This window comes from Ramlibacter aurantiacus, assembly GCF_016722895.1.
GTDB classification, from domain to species: Bacteria; Pseudomonadota; Gammaproteobacteria; order Burkholderiales; family Burkholderiaceae_C; genus Ramlibacter; species Ramlibacter aurantiacus.
The window spans coordinates 278,994-295,590 of record NZ_JAEQNA010000007.1 but is presented as its reverse complement, the minus strand read 5'-3'; the positions used below and the strand labels follow the sequence as shown (position 1 = coordinate 295,590).

Below are 16,597 nucleotides of genomic sequence, written 5' to 3'. Positions count from 1 at the left end.
TGGGTGGCGCCGCCCCGGGGCTCGTTCCAACACCGCTGCGCCGCGGCGCAGCGCTTACTGCTCGGCGAAAGCCCGCTCGATCACGAAGTCGCCCGGGGTGGAGGTGTTGCCTTCAACGAAGCTGTGCGCTTCCAGCATGTGCTTGAGGTCGCGCAGCATGCCCGGGCTGCCGCAGATCATCACCCGGTCGTTCTCCCGGTCGAGCTGGGGCATGCCCAGGTCCTCGAAGATCTTGCCGCTTTCGATCAGCTGCGTGATGCGGCCCATGTTGCGGTACGGCTCGCGCGTGACGGTGGGGTAGTAGCGCAGCTGGCTGGTCACCATGTCACCCAGGAATTCGTGGTTGGGCAGGTGCTCCAGCAGCATGTCGTGGTACGCCAGCTCGTCCACTTGTCGCACCCCGTGGACCAGGATGACCTGCTCGAACTTCTCGTAGGTGGCCGGGTCGCGCACGATGCTCATGAAAGGGGCGAGGCCGGTGCCGGTGCCCAGCAGGTACAAGCGCCTGCCCGGCAGCAGGTAGTCGATCAGCAGGGTGCCGGTGGGCTTGCGCCCGACGATGATCGAGTCGCCCACCTGGATGTGCTGCAGTCGGGAGGTGAGCGGACCCTCCGGCACCTTGATGCTCAGGAACTCCAGGTGCTCCTCGTAGTTGGCGCTGACGATGCTGTAGGCGCGAAGCAGCGGCTTGCCGTTGACGCGAAGGCCGATCATCGTGAAGTGGCCGTTGCTGAACCGCAGCGAAGGGTCGCGCGTGGTGGTGAAGGTGAACAGGCGGTCGGTCCAGTGGTGGACGCTCAGGACTCGTTCTTCGTTGAAGGCGCTCATGGGGACGAGATTTTGCCGGGTTTGCTGGGATTGACTTCTTCGGCGGGGCCATCACCGCGTTGGCGAGGTGCGGCGCGTACGACAAATCCTACAGGTCGCCGAGGCGGTGTCCGATACGCGATGGGCACGGCACAGCTATCGTGGCCCCTCCCATCCACCACCCTGGTGACACCCCATGACCATGCACCCCGCCCCCATGCCCCACCTGATCGGCGAGAGCTTTCTCGATCATTCGGGGCAGCGGTGGTGGGTCAAGGAGCGCCGGCCCGGCTCCAGCGATCAGCTGGTCGTCGAGGCCACCATGCAGGGCAAGGGCAGCTATCCCCGCGTGGCGGTCTACGTGATGACCGAGCGCGAATTCCAGGCGCACGCGCGCGCCAGCAACCTCAGGCCCGACCGCCCGACGTCCTCGCGCGAGCGTTGAGCCCCGTGCGATCGCCCCACCGCCTGCCTGCCCGCGCCTAAGATGCACCCGGGGCAAGCCGCCCCGCAACGGAGCCGACCCATGACCCTGGACGAGTACAACGAAGCGGTGAGGCAGATCCTTGCCGAGCAGCAAGAGATCGCGCAATCGACGGCCCAGCTGGCCATGTCGGGCAAAGCCAATCCCACCAGCACCGAGTTCACCCAGCTGATGACGCAGCAGTGGTCGCTGGTGCAGCGCATGACCCAGCTCAACATGGACCTGATGCTCGGCATCATGGCTCCGCAAGCGGGCTCCACGTCGCAGAAGAAGCGGTGATACCCGGTGCGCGCGCCGCCTCGGCGCGCGAGCCCACCGTCGCCCTGATCGCACACGACCGCAAGAAGGGCGCGATCGTCGCGCTGGCCCGCGAGTTCGAGCCGCTGCTTCGCCGGTGCCGGCTGCTGGCCACCGGCACGACAGGCAGCCTGGTCGCCCACGAGGTGGGGCTGGCGGTCGAGTGCATGCTCAGCGGCCCGATGGGCGGTGACCTGCAGATCGGCGCGCGGCTCTCGGCCGGCGAAGTCGACTTGGTGGTGTTCCTGCGCGATCCCATGACGCCGCAGCCGCATGAACCCGACATCAACGCGCTGGTGCGCGCCTGCGATGTGCACGACATCCCCTGCGCCACCAACGAGTCATCGGCACGGATGCTGCTGCGCTCGCTCGAGCGTGACAGCGAAGGCGCCGCCGACTCCTGATCCGTGCCCGTCGGCATCGTCCGACACCGGCTGTCGGGGGGGCGCTCGGCGCAGCCGCGGCCGCCGCGTTTAGGGTGGTGGCATGAAAGCCGAACAACCCGAAGTCCTCGAGCGGATCGAGGATCCGCGCCCTTTGTTCCCCGGCGAGCACTGGGTCGACGTGGCCCTGGGGCTGGCCGCGTGGCTGGCGACACGCAAGCACCCGTCCCTGGCCGTGCGCACGCTGGGCGTGTTCATCGGCGCCACCCTGGTCGCGCGCGGCGCACACGGCCATCGCGAGATTTCGCAGGTGATGCGCTGGACCCCGGTGGGGGGCGGAATCAAGCGCGACAGCGATCACATCGTCTGACCGTCCGCAGCACCCCGTTTGCGCGACCATGCGTCCAGGGTGCGGCGCCAGGCGCCGGCACGTTGGCCGGCTGGCGTGCCGGGCCGCCCGGTGTTGGACTTCACCAGCGCGTCGATGCTCGCCTCCTGGTCGCGCCCCAGGGTTTCCGGGAACAGGGGCACGACCGTCACCAGGCAGTCGGCGCGTGGACCCGCCGGCTCGCTGGCGAAGCCCTGGCCCTTGATGCGGTAGGCCAGGTGGCCCCTGCGCAATTTCATCTGCTGCAGGCCCGACGGCGTCGGCACGTCGATCCATCGCTCGGCCGTCCAGGCGAAGCCGTCCACCGGCACCTCGACGCGGACCACGCCGTCGGCCTCGAGCGTAAAGAACGGATGCGGCGCGAGATCGATGCGGACCCGCAAGGCGAGCTTGCCGTCACCGGCCCGGCGCGACCGCACCGGCACCTGCAACACGTCGCCGCCCCGGCTGCCGGCCGGAATGCGAACCCGCGCCCGCCAGCTGCGGGCCGGTCCGCGGCCGCTGCCCTCGCAGGCATCGCACGCCGGCTGGCAGTGTCCTCGGCCGTCGCAGGCCTCGCACGTCACCGTCGGTGCGACCCAACCGAACCAGATGGACTGGCGCAGCTGGCCGCTGCCACCGCAACTGCTGCAGGCGCAGGCGGGCTGCAAGCCGCTGCCGCTGCAGGCGTGGCAGTCATCGACCACCACACCCTGCACGTCGCGCGAGCAGCCGGCGAGGGCCTCTTCCAGGCTCAGCTCGATGGCCTGGTCCAGCACACGTTCGGCGGGCGCGGGATCTTCCATGGGCCTGGCCGGATCGGACTGGCGCGCCTTGCGGATCTCTTCCACCGCGCGGTTGATGCGCTGGATCTTCTTCAGCGCCTGCGGGCTGTCGTTGCGGTCCGGGTGCCAGCGGGCGGCCAGGCGGCGCCACGCGGCCTTGACCTCGGCATCCGTGCAGTCCGCCTGCAGGCCCAATTCGCTGTAGTAGTCCTCGACGTTCACCCTCGACCTCCGCTGCCTGCGCCATTATGCGAAGCTCGGCAGCGAAGGCCAGCGGCGCGCCGGGTGACCACCCGCAGAGGCGGCCAGACCGGCATTTATTCCTACCCCCACACCCATGCAACTCGATCTCGGCGTCATCGACCACCTGGACCGGCAGGACCGGCCCGTGCACGAAACCTACGAAAGCCGCCTGGAGCTGATGAAGCTCTATGACCGCGCCGGCTTTTCCACCTTCCACCTCACCGAGCACCACTTCACGCCGCTGGGCCTGGCGCCTTCGCCGATGGTGTTCCTGTCCGCCGCGGCCTCGATCACGCAGCGGATCCGCCTCGCGCCGCTGGTGCTGATCCTGCCGCTGTACCACCCGCTTCGCCTGGCCGGCGAGATCTGCATGCTCGACCAGATCAGCAAGGGGCGACTCGACATCGGCCTGGGGCGCGGCATCTCGCCCTACGAGCTGGCCTATTTCAACGTCAACCACCTTGAATCGGCGGCCATCCACCGCGAAGCACTGGAGGTGGTGAAGATGGCGCTCACGCAGCCGGTGGTGAACTTCCGGGGCGACTATTTCAAGTTCTTCAACGTCCCGATGCAGCTCAAGCCGTACCAGGCCGGCATGCCGGCCATGTGGTACCCGACCGGCGTTCCCGACAGCGCCGAGCTGGCCGGCAGCCAGGGCTGGCACACCTGTTTCCTGGTGCCCGACGAGCGCGCCCGCCTGCTGGCCGGGCGCTACCGGCAGGGATGGGACCGGCGGCAGGCGGAGCACCCGGGCGAACCCCTGCCGAAGATCGGCATCACGCGCTTCATCTACGTGGCTGAAACCGATGCCGAGGCGCGGCGCGTGGGCATGGAGGGCTACCGGGTCTGGTACGAGAAATTCGGCTACCTCTGGTCCCGTTTCGACCCGCGACCGCAGGCCCCCTTCGACCCGGAGCAGCAGATGGCCTCCGGCACCTTGATCTTCGGTTCGCCCGCCACCGTGCGCGAGCGCATCGAGCAGTCGGTGACGGCCACCGGCGCCAACTACTTCGTCACCCGCTTCGCCTACGGCAACCTCACGCACGCGCAGAGCGCGGCGTCGCTGCAGGCTTTCACCGAGGAGGTGATGCCGCACTTCGCCACCGCCCCGCAGGAGCCGCGCCCGTGAGCTTTCCACCCGAACTGCATCCCCAGATGGTCGAAGCCCTGCGCCGTTCGGCCGAGATCAGCGCCTCGCTCGGGACGCCCGAGCCCGGCGTCGCCGGCGTGCGCCGCCATGCCGAGCGGGGCCGTGCCTACTGGAACGAGGGCGGCCCCGAACTGGACGTGGCGCGCGAGGACCGGGTGCCCGGGCCGCTGCGCGACATTCCCGTCATGGTCTACCGCGCCCGCGAGAGCAGCCGTCCGCAGCCGGTCTTCGTGTACCTGCACGGCGGAGGCTTTCGCATCGGCTCGCACCGCTCCAACGACCGCCAGATGCGCGAAATCGCCGCGGCCTGGGGTGGCACCGTCGTCAGCGCCGACTACGTGCACGTGCCCGAGCACACCTTCCCGGCGCCGGTCGAGGAGACCACGGCGCTGCTGCGCTGGCTGCACGAGCACGGCGCGGACTGGGGCATCGACGGCGGGCGTATCGCCTGTGGCGGCGCCTCGGCCGGTGCCAACGTGTCCTTCGGGGCGGCCGTGGGCCTGGGACGGGTGGCCTGGCTGCAGGCCGCGGTGGGCATCGTCGGCGCCTTCAGCGGCGACACCGGCACCGAGTCGATGCGGCGCTGGGGCGACGGTAACGTGTACCCCGACCGCGCCGGCGTGCCGGGCACCTTCGAGGCCTACGTGCCGCCGCCGGCGCAGCGCAACGATCCGCGCGTGGCCCTGCTGGAGGCCGACCCGGCCTTGCTGCCGCCCACCTTCCTGGCCGCCGCCGCATGCGACGTGTTCCTCGATGCCTCGGTGCGCCTGGCCCGGCGGCTGGAGGACGCCGGCCGCTTGCATGCGCTGAAGGTCTATCCGGGCATGTCGCACCTGTTCTTCGGCTACAGCCGCAGCGTGGACGGCGCGGCCGAGTGCGCCCGCGATATCGCGGCCTTCCTGTCGCAGCGGCTGCCGGTTTAGGGCCTGCCATCGGCGAAGCGGCGCTCGGCACGCGCCAGGTCGTCGACGGTGTCGATATCGGTGAGACAGCCGAGGTCTTCCACCGGCAATTCCAGCACCCGCCTGCCACGCAGCACGCGCGCAGCGCCTGCGGCCCCTGAAAGGCTGATCAGCTCAGCGCCGAGCGCGGCGGAAAAGCCCACCGGGTGCCCGCGCTCGCCCTGGCAGACCGGCACCACCGCCTCGTGGTGAGCCAAGGCGGCGGCCACGGCGCGCAGCGTCTCGGGCCGCACCAGCGGCAGGTCGCCGGGCAGCACCAGCCAGCCGGCGGCTTCGGGCGTGGCGCGCACGGCCGCCGCGATCGAGTCGCCCATGCCGGCGTGCGCGGCCTGCTCCAGGTGCCAGGGCAGGCCGCTCGCGCGCACCGCCGCCAGGGTGTGCTCCAGCACCGGGCGTCCCGCCAGCAGCGCCTGCAGCTTGGAGCCGTGGCCGCCGCTGGCGCGAAAGCGCTCGCCGCGGCCGGAGGCGAGCACCAGGATGGTCGGTTCGGATGGGGTCATGGCGGCGCAATCTACACTGCGTGGTTCTTGCCCTGCCGTAGTTGAGAGAGCATGGAAAACCTGGATGTGATGGTGCTTCGCACCTTGCGTGACTGGCGCGCCGCCGGCCAGTCGGCCCTGCTGGCCACGGTGGTTCGCACCTGGGGCTCGTCGCCCCGGCCGGTCGGATCGATCATGGCGCTGCGCGCCGACGGCGCGGTGATGGGGTCGGTCTCCGGTGGCTGCATCGAGGACGACCTGATCGAGCGCTACCGCGGCGCCATTGCGCACGAGCCGCCCCGGCTGGTTCGCTACGGCGTGAGTGCCGATGAGGCGCATCGCTTTGGCCTGCCCTGCGGCGGCACCCTGGAGCTGCTGCTGGAGTTCCAGCCCGACGCGGGCTCGCTGGCCGAGCTGGTCAGGGTGCTCGAATCGGGCCGGCTGGTGCGCCGCCACACCCGGCTGGCCGACGGCCGGGTGGACCTGGAGCCGGCGGAGGTGCCGTCGGACCTGCGCCTGGACGACAAGGAGCTGGTCAATCATTTCGGGCCCGAGTGGCGCATGCTGCTGATCGGCGCCGGCCAGATCTCGGAGTACCTCGCCACCATGGCGCTGTTCAGCGGTTTCGCCGTCACCGTGTGCGACCCGCGCGAGGAGTACCGGGGCAGCTGGCAGGTGCCCGGCGCGCGACTGGTGACCGGCATGCCCGATGACGTGGTGGCGGGATTCGGTGCCGACGCCCGCAGCTGCGTGATCGCGCTGACCCACGACCCCAAGCTGGACGACCTGGCGCTGATCGATGCGCTGGAGACCGACGCCTTCTACATCGGCGCCATCGGCAGCCGCCGCAACGACGCGGCGCGCCGGCAGCGCCTGGTCGAGCACTTCGGCCAGACGCCGGCCAGCCTGGCGCGGCTGCGCGGGCCGATCGGCCTCTACATCGGCAGCAAGACCCCACCGGAAATCGCGGTGAGCGTCATGGCCGAGGTGCTGGCGGTGAAGAACGGCGTGGTGCTGCCCGCGCAGATGCAGGTGGCCGAGGGGAAGGAGCTGCATGCCCAGTCCAGGGGCTAGGGGGGCACCGCGCTTCGGCGGCGCACCCTGGTCAGGTCTCGTTCATCGCCATGAGGGTGGCGTTGCCGCCGGCGGCGGCGGTGTTGATGCTGATGGCGCGCTCGATGACCAGCCGTTCCAGGGCGATGTCGGCGCCGATGACCCGTTCGATTCCCACCACGGGGCCCGGCCGTTCGGCCAGCGCCTGCTGCAGGCGCACGAGGCCGGGAGTGTCGCCTTCGTAGAGCACGAGGTCGAGGGCGACGCCGGGGGCGCGCCAGTCGGCGGCGAGGGTGATGGACGAGCGCACCTGCGGCGGCAGCCGCTGAAGCAGCGGCTGTTCGCCGGCGGGCCAGACGGCGCGGCTGCCCACGGCCAGCACCGCCGCCAGTTCGAGCAGGCGGGCTCCGTCGGTAGACGCCAGGCACAGCACCCCTCGGCGCGGCACTAGCCGGTATTCGTTGCGCTCGCCGGTGGGGCCGGGCAGGGGCATCACCGCGCCGCTGTGTGACCACTCGGCGAAGCGCCGGCAGGCGCGCGCCAGGGCCGCATCGCCCTTGGAGTCGCCCCACGCGGCCAGCGCGTTCAGCGCGGGGCGCGGCGGTGCCGGGGCGTCGGCCAGCCGGGGCATCGCATGGGCCGGCCGCTGCGACGTCAGGCGCAGCAGGTAGAGCGGTCCGCCGGCCTTGGGGCCGGTGCCGGACAGGCCCTCGCCCCCGAAGGGCTGCACGCCCACGACGGCGCCCACCATGTGCCGGTTCACGTAGACGTTGCCGGCGTGGCTGGCATCGACCACGCGTGCCACGGTTTCGTCGATGCGGGTGTGCAGGCCCAGGGTGAGCGCATAGCCGGTCGCGTTGACCTGGCCCATCAGGACGTCGAGCTCTTCGCGGCGGTAGCGCACCAGGTGCAGCACGGGTCCGAACACCTCGTGCGCCAGCTCGGAGACGCTGTCCAGTTCGATGAGCGTGGGCACCACGAAGGAGCCGCCGGCGCCGCCGCGTTCGTCGATGCAGGCGGTGTGCACCGCCCGGCCGCGGGCACGCATGCGCTCGACGTGCGCCTCGATGGCGGCCCGGGCTTCGTCGTCGATCACCGGGCCCACGTCCACCGCCAGCCGGTCGGGGCTGCCCAGGCGAAGTTGGGCCATCGCGCCCAGCAGCATCTCGCGCAGGCGGGGCGCGGCTTCCTGCTGCACGCACAGCACCCGCAGGGCCGAGCAGCGCTGGCCGGCGCTGTCGAAGGACGAGCCCAGGACGTCCGCCACCACCTGCTCGGGCAGCGCCGACGAGTCCACGATCATGGCGTTCTGCCCGCCGGTCTCGGCGACCAGCGGCACCGGCCGGCCGTGGGCATCGAGGCGGCCGACCAGGGCGGCCTGCAGCAGGCGCGCGACCTCGGTGGAGCCGGTGAAGAGGACGCCCTGCACCCGGGCATCGGCCACCAGCCGGGCGCCCACGCTCTCGCCGCGCCCGGGCAGCAACTGCACCACGCCGCGCGGCACGCCGGCGGCCCACAGCGCGCGCACCGCCTCGGCGGCGACGAGCGGCGTCTGTTCGGCCGGCTTGGCCAGCACGGCGTTGCCGGCGGCCAGCGCCGCCGAGACCTGGCCCATGAAGATCGCCAGCGGAAAGTTCCAGGGGCTGATGCAGGCCACCACGCCCAGCGGCCGGTGGCTGTCGTTGCCGAAGCTGGCGCGCACCTGCGCCGCGTAGTAGCGCAGGAAGTCCACCGCCTCGCGCACTTCGGCCACCGCGTTGGCCGTGGTCTTGCCGGCTTCGCGCACCAGCAGGGCAACCCAGCGCGGCAGGCTCGCCTGTAGCAGGTCGGCGCAGGCTTCCAGGCGGCGGGCCCTTTCGGCTGGCGGCAGCGCCGCCCACGCGGGCGCCGCGTCGGTGGCCGCGGCCAGCGCGGCGTCGACTTCGGCAAGGGTGGCTTCATGGACCGCACCCACGATGTCGGTCGGCCGCGCCGGGTTGCGGACCGGGGCGGCTTCGCCGGCGTGGCCGTCGGCTGCCCGCAGCGGCGGCGCCGACCGAGGCCGTGTCGCGTCCTGGGCCAGTTGGACCGCCAGGTCCTGGAGCACCGGCTCGCTGGCCAGGTCCAGGCCTTGCGAATTGAGCCGCTCGCCCAGGATGTGCGCCGGCAGCGGGATGCGCGGATGCGGCAGCCCGACGGCGCCTTCGCGCGCGGCCGCCGCTTCGATCTGCTCCGCCGGGTCGCGCACCAGTTCGGCGATGGGGACGGCCGGATCGGCGATGCGATGCACGAAGGAGCTGTTGGCGCCGTTCTCCAGCAGCCGTCGCACCAGGTAGGCCAGCAGCGTCTCGTGGCTGCCCACCGGGGCGTAGATCCGGCACGGCCGGCCGAGCCCGCCGTCGGCGGGTGGCCCGACCACCTGCTCGTACAGCGGCTCGCCCATGCCGTGCAGGCACTGGAACTCGTACTGCGCCGGCGTGTAGCGCGCCGGATCGGCCAGGTGGTGGATGGCTGCCAGCGTGTGCGCGTTGTGGGTGGCGAACTGCGGGAACACCGCCTCCGGCGCGGCCAGCAGTTGGCGCGCGCAAGCCAGGTAGGCGGCGTCGGTGTGCGGTTTGCGCGTGAACACGGGGTAGTCGCGCTGCCCCTCGATCTGCGCGCGCTTGATCTCGGAGTCCCAGTAGGCACCCTTCACCAGCCGCGCCATCAGCCGCCGGCCGCTGCGCCGGGCCAGCTCGACCAGGAAGGAGACGACCTGGGGCGAGCGCTTCTGGTAGGCCTGGATCACGAAGCCGAGCCCATCCCAGCCCTGCAGCGACGGCTCGAACGCGAGCCGCTCCAGCAGGTCCAGCGACAGCTCCAGCCGCTCGGATTCCTCGGCGTCGATGTTCAGCCCGATGTCGTGGCCGCGGGCCTGTTCGCACAGCTCGCGCAGCGCCGGATACAGCTCGCCCATCACGCGGTCCGCCTGCGAGCGGCTGTAGCGCGGGTGCAGGGCGGACAGCTTGATCGAGATCCCCGGGCCGTGGATGGGGCCGCGCCGGTCGGCCGCCTGGCCGATGGCCTGGATGGCGCCGGCGTAGGCCGCGTGGTAACGCCGGGCGTCATCGGCCGTGAGCGCCGCTTCGCCCAGCATGTCGAAGGAATAGCGAAAGCCCTGTGCCTCGCGCCCCCGCGCATTGGCCAGCGCCTGCTCGATGGTTTCGCCCGTCACGAACTGCTCGCCCAGCAGGCGCATGGCCAGGTCCACGCCCTTGCGCACCAGCGGCTCGCCGCCGCGGCTGACCAGCCGGGTCAGCGCGGCCGAGAGGCCGGCTTCGGAGTGGGTGGCGGCCAGCGCGCCGGTGATGACCAGGCCCCAGGTGGCGGCGTTGACGAACAGCGAGGGGCTGCGTCCCAGGTGCGCCTGCCAGGCGCCGTGCGCGATCTTGTCGCGGATCAGGGCGTCCCGCGTGGCCGCGTCCGGAATGCGCAGCAGCGCCTCGGCCAGGCACATCAGCGCCACGCCCTCCTGCGACGAGAGCGCGTATTCCTGCAGCAGTCCCTGCACCAGCCCGGCGCGGCCGGCCACGCGCCGGTGCCGCAGCCCCTGGGCCAGCCGGTGCGCGAGCGACCCCGTGGTGGCAGACATTGCGGGCGACAGGCGGGCCGTGGGCAGCAGCTCGCTCACCACCTCGCGTTCGGGTCGGCGGGCGGCGTGGCTGACCGCCTGCCGTAACGGTGACGCGGCCCACGGGCTGGGCTCGAGGAAACGCTGGAAAGGTGCGCTCACGGCGCCAAGGCTACCGCGACCGGTGCCCCGATGGGGCTGGGCAGACTCCTAGAGCTGCGTTTCTGGTTCGACCCGGCGGTAGCGGACCTGGTTGCGGTGGATATGGTCGAGACCCACGAACTCGTTGCGCGATTCGAAGCGGACCTCGAAGGTCGCGAAGGGCAGGTTCAGCCGCGAGGGTGGCCGGCCGTCCATCAGGGAGTATTTGCGCTTGAGGTTGATGCCGTCGTAGATCCAGGTGCCGGCGTGGATGTGCTCGGTCACCCGGCCACCCGGCCGGGTGAGTCGGACGACTTCGCGGAACGCACCGTCGGACGCGAGGTGAAGCAAGCGCCGCGACTGCACGTCATCGTCGACGTGCTCGCGAAGCCAGGTGCCGGGCAGGCGGCCGGCCACATCGACTGGCGGCGGCACCAGCCCGCCCGCCCCGTCGGCCTGGCCCTCCACCACCTGGGCGGGGCTGTGCCACGCGTGCAGCACCACCGCAAGCGAGAGTGCGGCCACGCCGTACGCGGCGGGCACGCGCTGGGCCGAGAGCAAACGCCGGGACATCGGCACCGATGATGCCGCCCCGCGCGGGTGGCGTGAAGCCGGGTAGCCCGAAAGAGGGGGTGGGCGCCGCGCGCGCGAAGGCTTGCGGGTCGGAGCCGCGACTGCGGGTTTTCCCGCATCGGAGGCGCGGCAACGTCCAGGCGCGACCATGGCCTACAGCCAAGCCGAGCTTTGTGCGGATACTGGACCGGATGGCTTTATTTCGACTGGAGTTCGCAATGGTTTCCGTGTCCCGCCGCAAACGTGAAAGCGCGGCCTTGTCCGCGCTGCGCCGCCACCACGATTCCGAGCCGCCGCCGCAGGGTGGCCACCAGCCGGAGGTCGAGGACGAGTCTCAACGGGTCAGGCGCCTGGAGAAAGCGAAGCCCCTGGAGAAGCCCGATGCCGGACGGACGACCAAGCTGGGCCGCAAGGTCGAGAGTCCCGCCAGCATCAAGACGGCCGGCCCCAGCGGCCAGCGCGGGTCGACCCAGCATCAGAAGCAACACACCAACAAATGAGTTCGGGCCGCCGCCGCGCCTCGTCGCGAGCGGCGCAGACCGGTGCCCGATAGGGCCACCGGTCTGGCGATCAGTGGGGCCGCAGGCTGGCGGCGCCGTTCATCGGGGCGGTGAAAACCGCCTGCCAGGCCTGGAACAGCGGGGATGCCGCTGCAGCGCTGGCCGCCTGGGTGGCGGCGCCAGCGGCGGTTTGTTGCTGCTGATCGCCAGGGCGCATGAACTCGTTCTGCGCCTTGAGCGAGGCGAGCATCATTTCCTGCGAGTACTGCGCCAGCTCGGTCAGGCTGGCCATCATCAGGCTCGATTGAATGCTCAGCAGCTCCATCGGCGTGCTGGCTTGCCGCAGGCGTTCCGCCGTCTGCTCCTGCAGCAGCGCCGCCCGTTGCAGCATGTGTTGCTGGGTCTGGTGGAAGACGTCCAGCGAACGCAGCATGGCCGAGGCGGCGCTGGCGCTGCTGGCCATCTGCTGCCGGGTGGCATCGGCCACGGTGTGGGCGCCTGCCGTGGCGTCGCTGTCGGCGGCCGCGGCCTCGCGGGTGCTGTTCCTGGTAGCCATGACTCTCTCCTGAAGGTCTCGATGAAATGGCCGCACGCTGGCGGTCGGCTGGCCGATGGATGGGGCAGGCCAGGTGGGCAGTCTAGGAGGGCAATCCTGGCGGTGGGGCTCAGCAATGCGCTGTTGCAATGCAACATGTACGGAAGCCGGGCGCCGAAGGTTCACGCCAGAGGCTCGAAGCCGAGCGTGGCCATGGCCGCCGCCGGATCGGTCCGCTGGCGCTCGTAATCGGCCCAGGGTTCGTTGCCGATGCCCAGGCGCTCGTCGACATCGGTCACGCGCCAGTGGTCGCCGCTGCGCAGGCCATCCAGCTCGCTCCAGGCCACCGGCACCGAGACGCCCAGCCCGGGACGGGCTCGCGCCGACCACGCACACGCGGTGGTGGCGCCGAAGCCGTTGCGCAGGTAGTCGATGAAGATGCGGCCCACCCGGTTGCGCGGGCCGCTCTTGGCCACGAAGCGGTCGGGCAGGGTGCGCGACAGGTGCTGCACCACGGCCTGGGAGAAGCCCTTGACCGTGTCCCAGCCGTACACCGGCTGCAGCGGCACCACCACGTGCAGGCCCTTGCCGCCGCTGGTCTTGAGGAAGGCGGGCAGGCCCAGCTCCTGCAGCAGCGCCCGCACCAGCGTGGCGGCTTCCTGCATCTGCGGCCATCCGACGCCCTCGCCCGGGTCGATGTCGAAGGTGACGCGATCGGGCTGCCGGATGCGCGAGGCCACGGCGTTCCAGGTGTGGAACTCGATCACGTTCATCTGCGCCGCGTGCACCAGGCCTTCGGCGCGCGCCACGGTGAGCAGGGGCGGGTGGTCGGGGTCGATGGCGCGGTCGAGGTCCTCGATGCCGGCCATGGAATAGCGCTCGGAATGCTTCTGGAAGAACAGCTCGCCATCGATGCCGCCGGGCGCGCGCACCAGCGACACCGGGCGGTCCAGCAGGTGCGGCAGCATCAGCCCGGCCACCCGCGCGTAGTAGCGCACCATGTCCATCTTGGTCACGCCGCTGGAGGTGTCGACCACGCGTTCGGGATGGCTGATCCGCAGCGCGGCGACCAGGGCGTCGGCCGCCTGCGGATCCGGCGCTGCCCGGTGCGCCGGCGAGCCGCCGGTGCGTGGGGCCTTCCTGCGCTCGGCCGGGCCCAGGTGGACCGCACTTTCGCGGGTGATCGCCTGGGCCGGTTTGTCGCCGCGCAGGCCATGGAACACGGCGTGCCGCACGCGGCCTTCGCGGGTCCATTCGCTGAAGGCGACTTCGGCCACCAGCACCGGGCGCACCCATCGGGGGCTGCCCGCGACACGATCGGATCTGGCGAAGGGGCTCGCGCGAGCAGCCAGGTCATCGAGCCGCTCGCGCAGGTCGGCCAGCGTCTCCTGGTCGAAGCCGGTGCCCACGCTGCCCGCGTAGCGCAACTTTCCGTCCTCGCCGTGCACCCCCAGGAGCAGCGCGCCAATGCCGGTGCGCGTGCCCTTCGGTTCGGTGTAGCCGGCGATGACGAATTCCTGCCGCAGCCCGCACTTGAGCTTGAGCCAATCGGTGGAGCGCTGACCCGTATAGCGCGACTGGCGACGCTTGGCGATGACGCCTTCCAGCCCGAGCTTGCAGGCCGACGCCACCACCTGCGCCGCCGGCGCGTCGAACTCGTCGGAGAAGCGCACCGAGGGGTGCGGCTTGCGGGCGACGATGCGCTGGAGCACCTCGCGCCTGGCGACCAGCGGCACCTCGCGCAGGTCGTGGCCGGCGCACCAGGGCAGGTCGAACAGGTAGTAGACGATGCCGGCCGTGCGCGGGGTGTCGAAGGCGCCCTGCAGCGCCTGGAAGTCGGCCGGCGAGTGGGTGCCGGGCATGATGATTTCGCCGTCGTACCAGCCGTCGGGCAGCTCCATGCCCTGCAAGGCATCTCGCAGCTCGGGCATGCGCGCCGTCCAGTCGTTGCCGTTGCGGGTGAACAGCCGCACCTGTGCGTTCTCGGCGCGGGTCAGCAGCCGGTAGCCGTCGAACTTGATTTCGTAGAGCCACTCGTCCGATGGGGCGGGCGGCGGCGCGTCGGCGAGGACGGCCAGCTGCGGCTGCAGTCGCGAGGGCATGGGTGCGGGACGGGCGCCGGGCGGCGGGCCGGACGCGGAGGAGGGCGCCGGATGGTCGGGCAAGTCCTTCACGCTGTCGGGCAGGGCCTCGGCGATGTCGTACTCGGCGGCCGGGCGGGCCTGCGCGTCGCGTTCCTTGATCAACAGCCAGGGGTCCTCACGCCCCTGGCCGCGGCCTTTCATGCGCACCAGGGTCCAGGCGCCGCGCAGCTTGTGGCCGCGAAGTTCGAACTTGAGCTTGCCGGTGGCGATGCCGCGGTGCGGGTCCTCGAGGGGATGCCAGGTGCCCTTGTCCCAGATGACGACCTTGCCGGCGCCGTAGTTGCCGGCCGGGATCTCGCCCTCGAAGGCGTTGTAGGCGATCGGGTGGTCCTCGGTGGGCGCGGCCATGCGCTTGTCGGCGGGGTCGAGGCTGGGGCCCTTGGGGACAGCCCAGCTTTTCATGGTGCCGTCGAGTTCGAGCCTGAAGTCGTAGTGCAGCCGCCGCGCCCAGTGCTTCTGGACCACGAAGGCGCGCGCGGCTTCGTTCGGCGCACCGCCTTCGGCCGGCTCGGGCGTCCGGTCGAAGTCGCGCTTGTCACGGTACGTCCTGAGTGCAGGGCTCGCGCGGTCGGCGGCCTGCGAGGTGCCCGGCCCCGGCCGGGGCCGGCCACGGGTGGCGCGCTTAGCCGCGGGCACGCGCCTCGTCGCGCAGGCGCTTGATCTGGTCGTGGTTGCGCTGCACGCCGTCGCACTGGTGCTGGATGACTTGCCGCAGGTGGGCCGGCATCGGCTTTTGCAGCGCCTTGCGATAGCGGGCGAGTGCGTTGTCCTCGCCGCGCTCGGCCTCTTCCAGCACGACCTTGTCGTCGTGGCTGCTCATGGCGGTGCGGACCGACACCCAGCCGCGATGGACCGAGCCCATGGCACTGCCACCCACGTCGGCGTCGGCTCCCATCTGCCGCAGCTGCTGCTCGAGCTCGCTCGCGCCACGACGGCATTCCTCGGCGCGCTGCATGAACACGGTCTTGAGAATCGCGCGATCGGTTCGGTCGGCGCACTGCTGGAAGCCGTACTCGCCGTCCTTGCAGGTCTCGACCAGTTCCTTGACCAGCTTGATGGTGTCGTCGCGGTCGCCTTCGTTCATGCCGGAGGCCTGGGCCGATCCGATCGATGCCGCCGCGCCGCCGACGCCGGTGCTCGAGCGGGTGTCCGTGCCGGCGGTGGTTCCCATCCCGGCGCCCATGCTCGAAGCCGGCGCCGTGTCGGCACGGGTGCGGTCGTAGTCGGTCGTGCCCGCCGGCGTGCCGGCGCCGCCGTAGCTGCCGGCGGCCGTGTGCGTGCTGTAGCTGGGATCCATGCTGGCGTTGGGGCTGATCGGGCCGCCGGCCATGGTGCTGGTCGTGCGCATGTCGGCCATGCCGGTGCCGCCGGTGCCGGCAGGGTCGGTGCCGGTGCCGGTTTCCACGAAGCGGTCATCGCGCTGCGACGGGTCCAGGCCGTGGTGGCCGTGCCGCCCTTCGAAGCTGGCCTTGTCGTCCTCGGTGACGCCGGGGCCTCCCGTGGGGAAGGACGAGTCGCTGGAAACCATGCCCGTGCCGTAGTGCGACAGGTTGGCGTCGGTCTGCCCGCGATAGTGCGGATCCACCCGCTCCCAGGCGGCGCGGCTCGCGGGGCGGGCTTCGTGCCAGCTCAGCGAAGAGCCGCCGCGGCGGGTGTCCCATTCGTTGGCGAGGTAGGGCTCGGCCGTATCCCAGTTGTCGTAGCGGCCACGTCCTTCCAGGCCGTGCCGGTAGGCCGGGCCGTAGTCGTCGTAGCTGCGCCCCGCCTCGTAGTAGGGCTCGCGGTTGTAGTTTTCGCGCCAGTAGGCTTCCTCGGCCGTGGGGTTCACGGCCTCGGCCGCGGCGCGGCCGGCAAGTCCACCGACCACGGCGCCGACGATGCCGCCGACCGCCATGCCGGCCGGTCCACCCACGACGCCGGCCGCCGCGCCGGCCAATGCGCCGCCGGCGGCACCGACGCCGGTGCCCACCGGGTGCGAGCCGGACTCGTCGCTCAGCGGATCACGATTGAGGTCTCTGTCTTCTGCGGCCATGGCGATGCTCCTTGCATGCTGAATGTGGAGGCGCGATCACCCCGATCGCGCTGATGTCGACCATGATCTCGCG

General features: G+C 71.4%; 16 protein-coding genes and 1 pseudogene. 8 read left to right on the top strand and 9 right to left on the bottom strand.

From position 1 onward, the window contains the following. Positions 1–54 precede the first annotated feature (54 nt). On the bottom strand, positions 55–828 hold the full coding sequence (locus tag JI739_RS18590) for a ferredoxin--NADP reductase (RefSeq protein ID WP_201685422.1): 774 nt from the start codon (positions 826–828) through the stop codon (positions 55–57). 175 nt (positions 829–1,003) lie between these two features. On the opposite strand from JI739_RS18590, the gene JI739_RS18585 reads away from it, so the two are divergent. From JI739_RS18585 to JI739_RS18570, 4 genes are all read left to right on the top strand, one after another. After that, positions 1,004–1,252 (top strand): hypothetical protein, encoded by a 249-nt coding sequence (locus JI739_RS18585; RefSeq protein ID WP_201685421.1) that lies wholly within the window; start codon positions 1,004–1,006, stop codon positions 1,250–1,252. Between the two features lie 81 nt (positions 1,253–1,333). Continuing rightward, the gene (locus JI739_RS18580; protein WP_201685420.1) at positions 1,334–1,570 is read left to right on the top strand and encodes a hypothetical protein; all 237 of its coding nucleotides are present in this window, start codon (positions 1,334–1,336) and stop codon (positions 1,568–1,570) included. Continuing rightward, positions 1,567–1,992, top strand: coding sequence for a methylglyoxal synthase (locus JI739_RS18575; protein ID WP_354003754.1), 426 nt, complete (start codon positions 1,567–1,569; stop codon positions 1,990–1,992). Before JI739_RS18580 ends, JI739_RS18575 begins: the two co-directional genes overlap by 4 nt. 82 nt (positions 1,993–2,074) lie before the next feature. Next, positions 2,075–2,341, top strand: a complete 267-nt coding sequence (locus JI739_RS18570; RefSeq protein WP_201685419.1) for a hypothetical protein — start codon at positions 2,075–2,077, stop codon at positions 2,339–2,341. Here JI739_RS18570 and JI739_RS18565 read toward each other — a convergent pair. Next, on the bottom strand, positions 2,329–3,345 hold the full coding sequence (locus JI739_RS18565; protein WP_201685418.1) for a DnaJ domain-containing protein: 1,017 nt from the start codon (positions 3,343–3,345) through the stop codon (positions 2,329–2,331). The two genes, JI739_RS18570 and JI739_RS18565, sit on opposite strands and share 13 nt — an antisense overlap. Positions 3,346–3,460: 115 nt before the next feature. On the opposite strand from JI739_RS18565, the gene JI739_RS18560 reads away from it, so the two are divergent. Both JI739_RS18560 and JI739_RS18555 read left to right on the top strand, forming a co-directional pair. After that, on the top strand, positions 3,461–4,495 hold the full coding sequence (locus tag JI739_RS18560; protein ID WP_201685417.1) for an LLM class flavin-dependent oxidoreductase: 1,035 nt from the start codon (positions 3,461–3,463) through the stop codon (positions 4,493–4,495). Then, positions 4,492–5,439 (top strand): alpha/beta hydrolase fold domain-containing protein, encoded by a 948-nt coding sequence (locus JI739_RS18555; RefSeq protein WP_201685416.1) that lies wholly within the window; start codon positions 4,492–4,494, stop codon positions 5,437–5,439. The genes JI739_RS18560 and JI739_RS18555 overlap by 4 nt, the downstream gene beginning before the upstream one ends. On the opposite strand, the gene JI739_RS18550 is transcribed toward JI739_RS18555, so the two are convergent. After that, entirely contained in the window at positions 5,436–5,978 is a 543-nt protein-coding gene (locus JI739_RS18550) for a nucleotidyltransferase family protein (protein ID WP_201685415.1), read from the bottom strand. The two genes, JI739_RS18555 and JI739_RS18550, sit on opposite strands and share 4 nt — an antisense overlap. A 51-nt stretch (positions 5,979–6,029) precedes the next feature. Here JI739_RS18550 and JI739_RS18545 point away from each other — a divergent pair, with 51 nt between their 5' ends. Further along, a complete protein-coding gene (locus JI739_RS18545; RefSeq protein ID WP_201685414.1) occupies positions 6,030–7,031 on the top strand; it encodes an XdhC family protein in 1,002 nt (333 codons plus the stop codon). 31 nt (positions 7,032–7,062) lie between these two features. Here the strand turns inward: JI739_RS18545 and putA are convergent, their stop codons facing one another. Both putA and JI739_RS18535 read right to left on the bottom strand, forming a co-directional pair. Continuing rightward, positions 7,063–10,761 carry a trifunctional transcriptional regulator/proline dehydrogenase/L-glutamate gamma-semialdehyde dehydrogenase gene (gene putA, locus JI739_RS18540; RefSeq protein ID WP_201685413.1) on the bottom strand — a complete coding sequence of 1,233 codons (3,699 nt, stop codon included), beginning with the start codon at positions 10,759–10,761 and terminating at the stop codon, positions 7,063–7,065. Positions 10,762–10,809: 48 nt separating this feature from the next. Next, positions 10,810–11,313, bottom strand: coding sequence for a hypothetical protein (locus JI739_RS18535; protein WP_201685412.1), 504 nt, complete (start codon positions 11,311–11,313; stop codon positions 10,810–10,812). A gap of 218 nt (positions 11,314–11,531) precedes the next feature. Between JI739_RS18535 and JI739_RS18530 the strand changes: the two genes are divergently transcribed. Next, positions 11,532–11,813, top strand: coding sequence for a hypothetical protein (locus JI739_RS18530; RefSeq protein ID WP_201685411.1), 282 nt, complete (start codon positions 11,532–11,534; stop codon positions 11,811–11,813). Between the two features lie 70 nt (positions 11,814–11,883). On the opposite strand, the gene JI739_RS18525 is transcribed toward JI739_RS18530, so the two are convergent. The 4 genes and pseudogenes from JI739_RS18525 to JI739_RS24565 all read right to left on the bottom strand — a co-directional run. Continuing rightward, positions 11,884–12,369, bottom strand: a complete 486-nt coding sequence (locus JI739_RS18525) for a phasin family protein (RefSeq protein WP_201685410.1) — start codon at positions 12,367–12,369, stop codon at positions 11,884–11,886. A gap of 161 nt (positions 12,370–12,530) precedes the next feature. Further along, complete coding sequence (gene ligD / locus JI739_RS18520; RefSeq protein ID WP_201685409.1) at positions 12,531–15,128, bottom strand: DNA ligase D; 2,598 nt, start codon at positions 15,126–15,128, stop codon at positions 12,531–12,533. After that, the gene (locus tag JI739_RS24570) at positions 15,115–15,576 is read right to left on the bottom strand and encodes a ferritin-like domain-containing protein (RefSeq protein ID WP_236589868.1); all 462 of its coding nucleotides are present in this window, start codon (positions 15,574–15,576) and stop codon (positions 15,115–15,117) included. The genes ligD and JI739_RS24570 overlap by 14 nt, the downstream gene beginning before the upstream one ends. A gap of 501 nt (positions 15,577–16,077) precedes the next feature. Further along, positions 16,078–16,524 (bottom strand): annotated as a pseudogene (locus JI739_RS24565) (ferritin-like domain-containing protein); the annotation flags it as partial. Positions 16,525–16,597: the final 73 nt, after the last annotated feature.

What these genes read in the sequence shown, in the direction of transcription:
- JI739_RS18570 (WP_201685419.1), top strand. Translation starts at nt 2,075, where the DNA reads ATGAAAGCCGAACAACCCGAAGTCCTCGAGCGGATCGAGGATCCGCGC.
- JI739_RS18585 (WP_201685421.1), top strand. Translation starts at nt 1,004, where the DNA reads ATGACCATGCACCCCGCCCCCATGCCCCACCTGATCGGCGAGAGCTTT.
- JI739_RS18545 (WP_201685414.1), top strand. Translation starts at nt 6,030, where the DNA reads ATGGAAAACCTGGATGTGATGGTGCTTCGCACCTTGCGTGACTGGCGC.
- JI739_RS18550 (WP_201685415.1), bottom strand. Translation starts at nt 5,978, where the DNA reads ATGACCCCATCCGAACCGACCATCCTGGTGCTCGCCTCCGGCCGCGGC.
- JI739_RS18525 (WP_201685410.1), bottom strand. Translation starts at nt 12,369, where the DNA reads ATGGCTACCAGGAACAGCACCCGCGAGGCCGCGGCCGCCGACAGCGAC.
- JI739_RS18590 (WP_201685422.1), bottom strand. Translation starts at nt 828, where the DNA reads ATGAGCGCCTTCAACGAAGAACGAGTCCTGAGCGTCCACCACTGGACC.
- JI739_RS18535 (WP_201685412.1), bottom strand. Translation starts at nt 11,313, where the DNA reads ATGTCCCGGCGTTTGCTCTCGGCCCAGCGCGTGCCCGCCGCGTACGGC.
- JI739_RS18580 (WP_201685420.1), top strand. Translation starts at nt 1,334, where the DNA reads ATGACCCTGGACGAGTACAACGAAGCGGTGAGGCAGATCCTTGCCGAG.
- JI739_RS18560 (WP_201685417.1), top strand. Translation starts at nt 3,461, where the DNA reads ATGCAACTCGATCTCGGCGTCATCGACCACCTGGACCGGCAGGACCGG.
- JI739_RS24570 (WP_236589868.1), bottom strand. Translation starts at nt 15,576, where the DNA reads ATGAACGAAGGCGACCGCGACGACACCATCAAGCTGGTCAAGGAACTG.
- JI739_RS18530 (WP_201685411.1), top strand. Translation starts at nt 11,532, where the DNA reads ATGGTTTCCGTGTCCCGCCGCAAACGTGAAAGCGCGGCCTTGTCCGCG.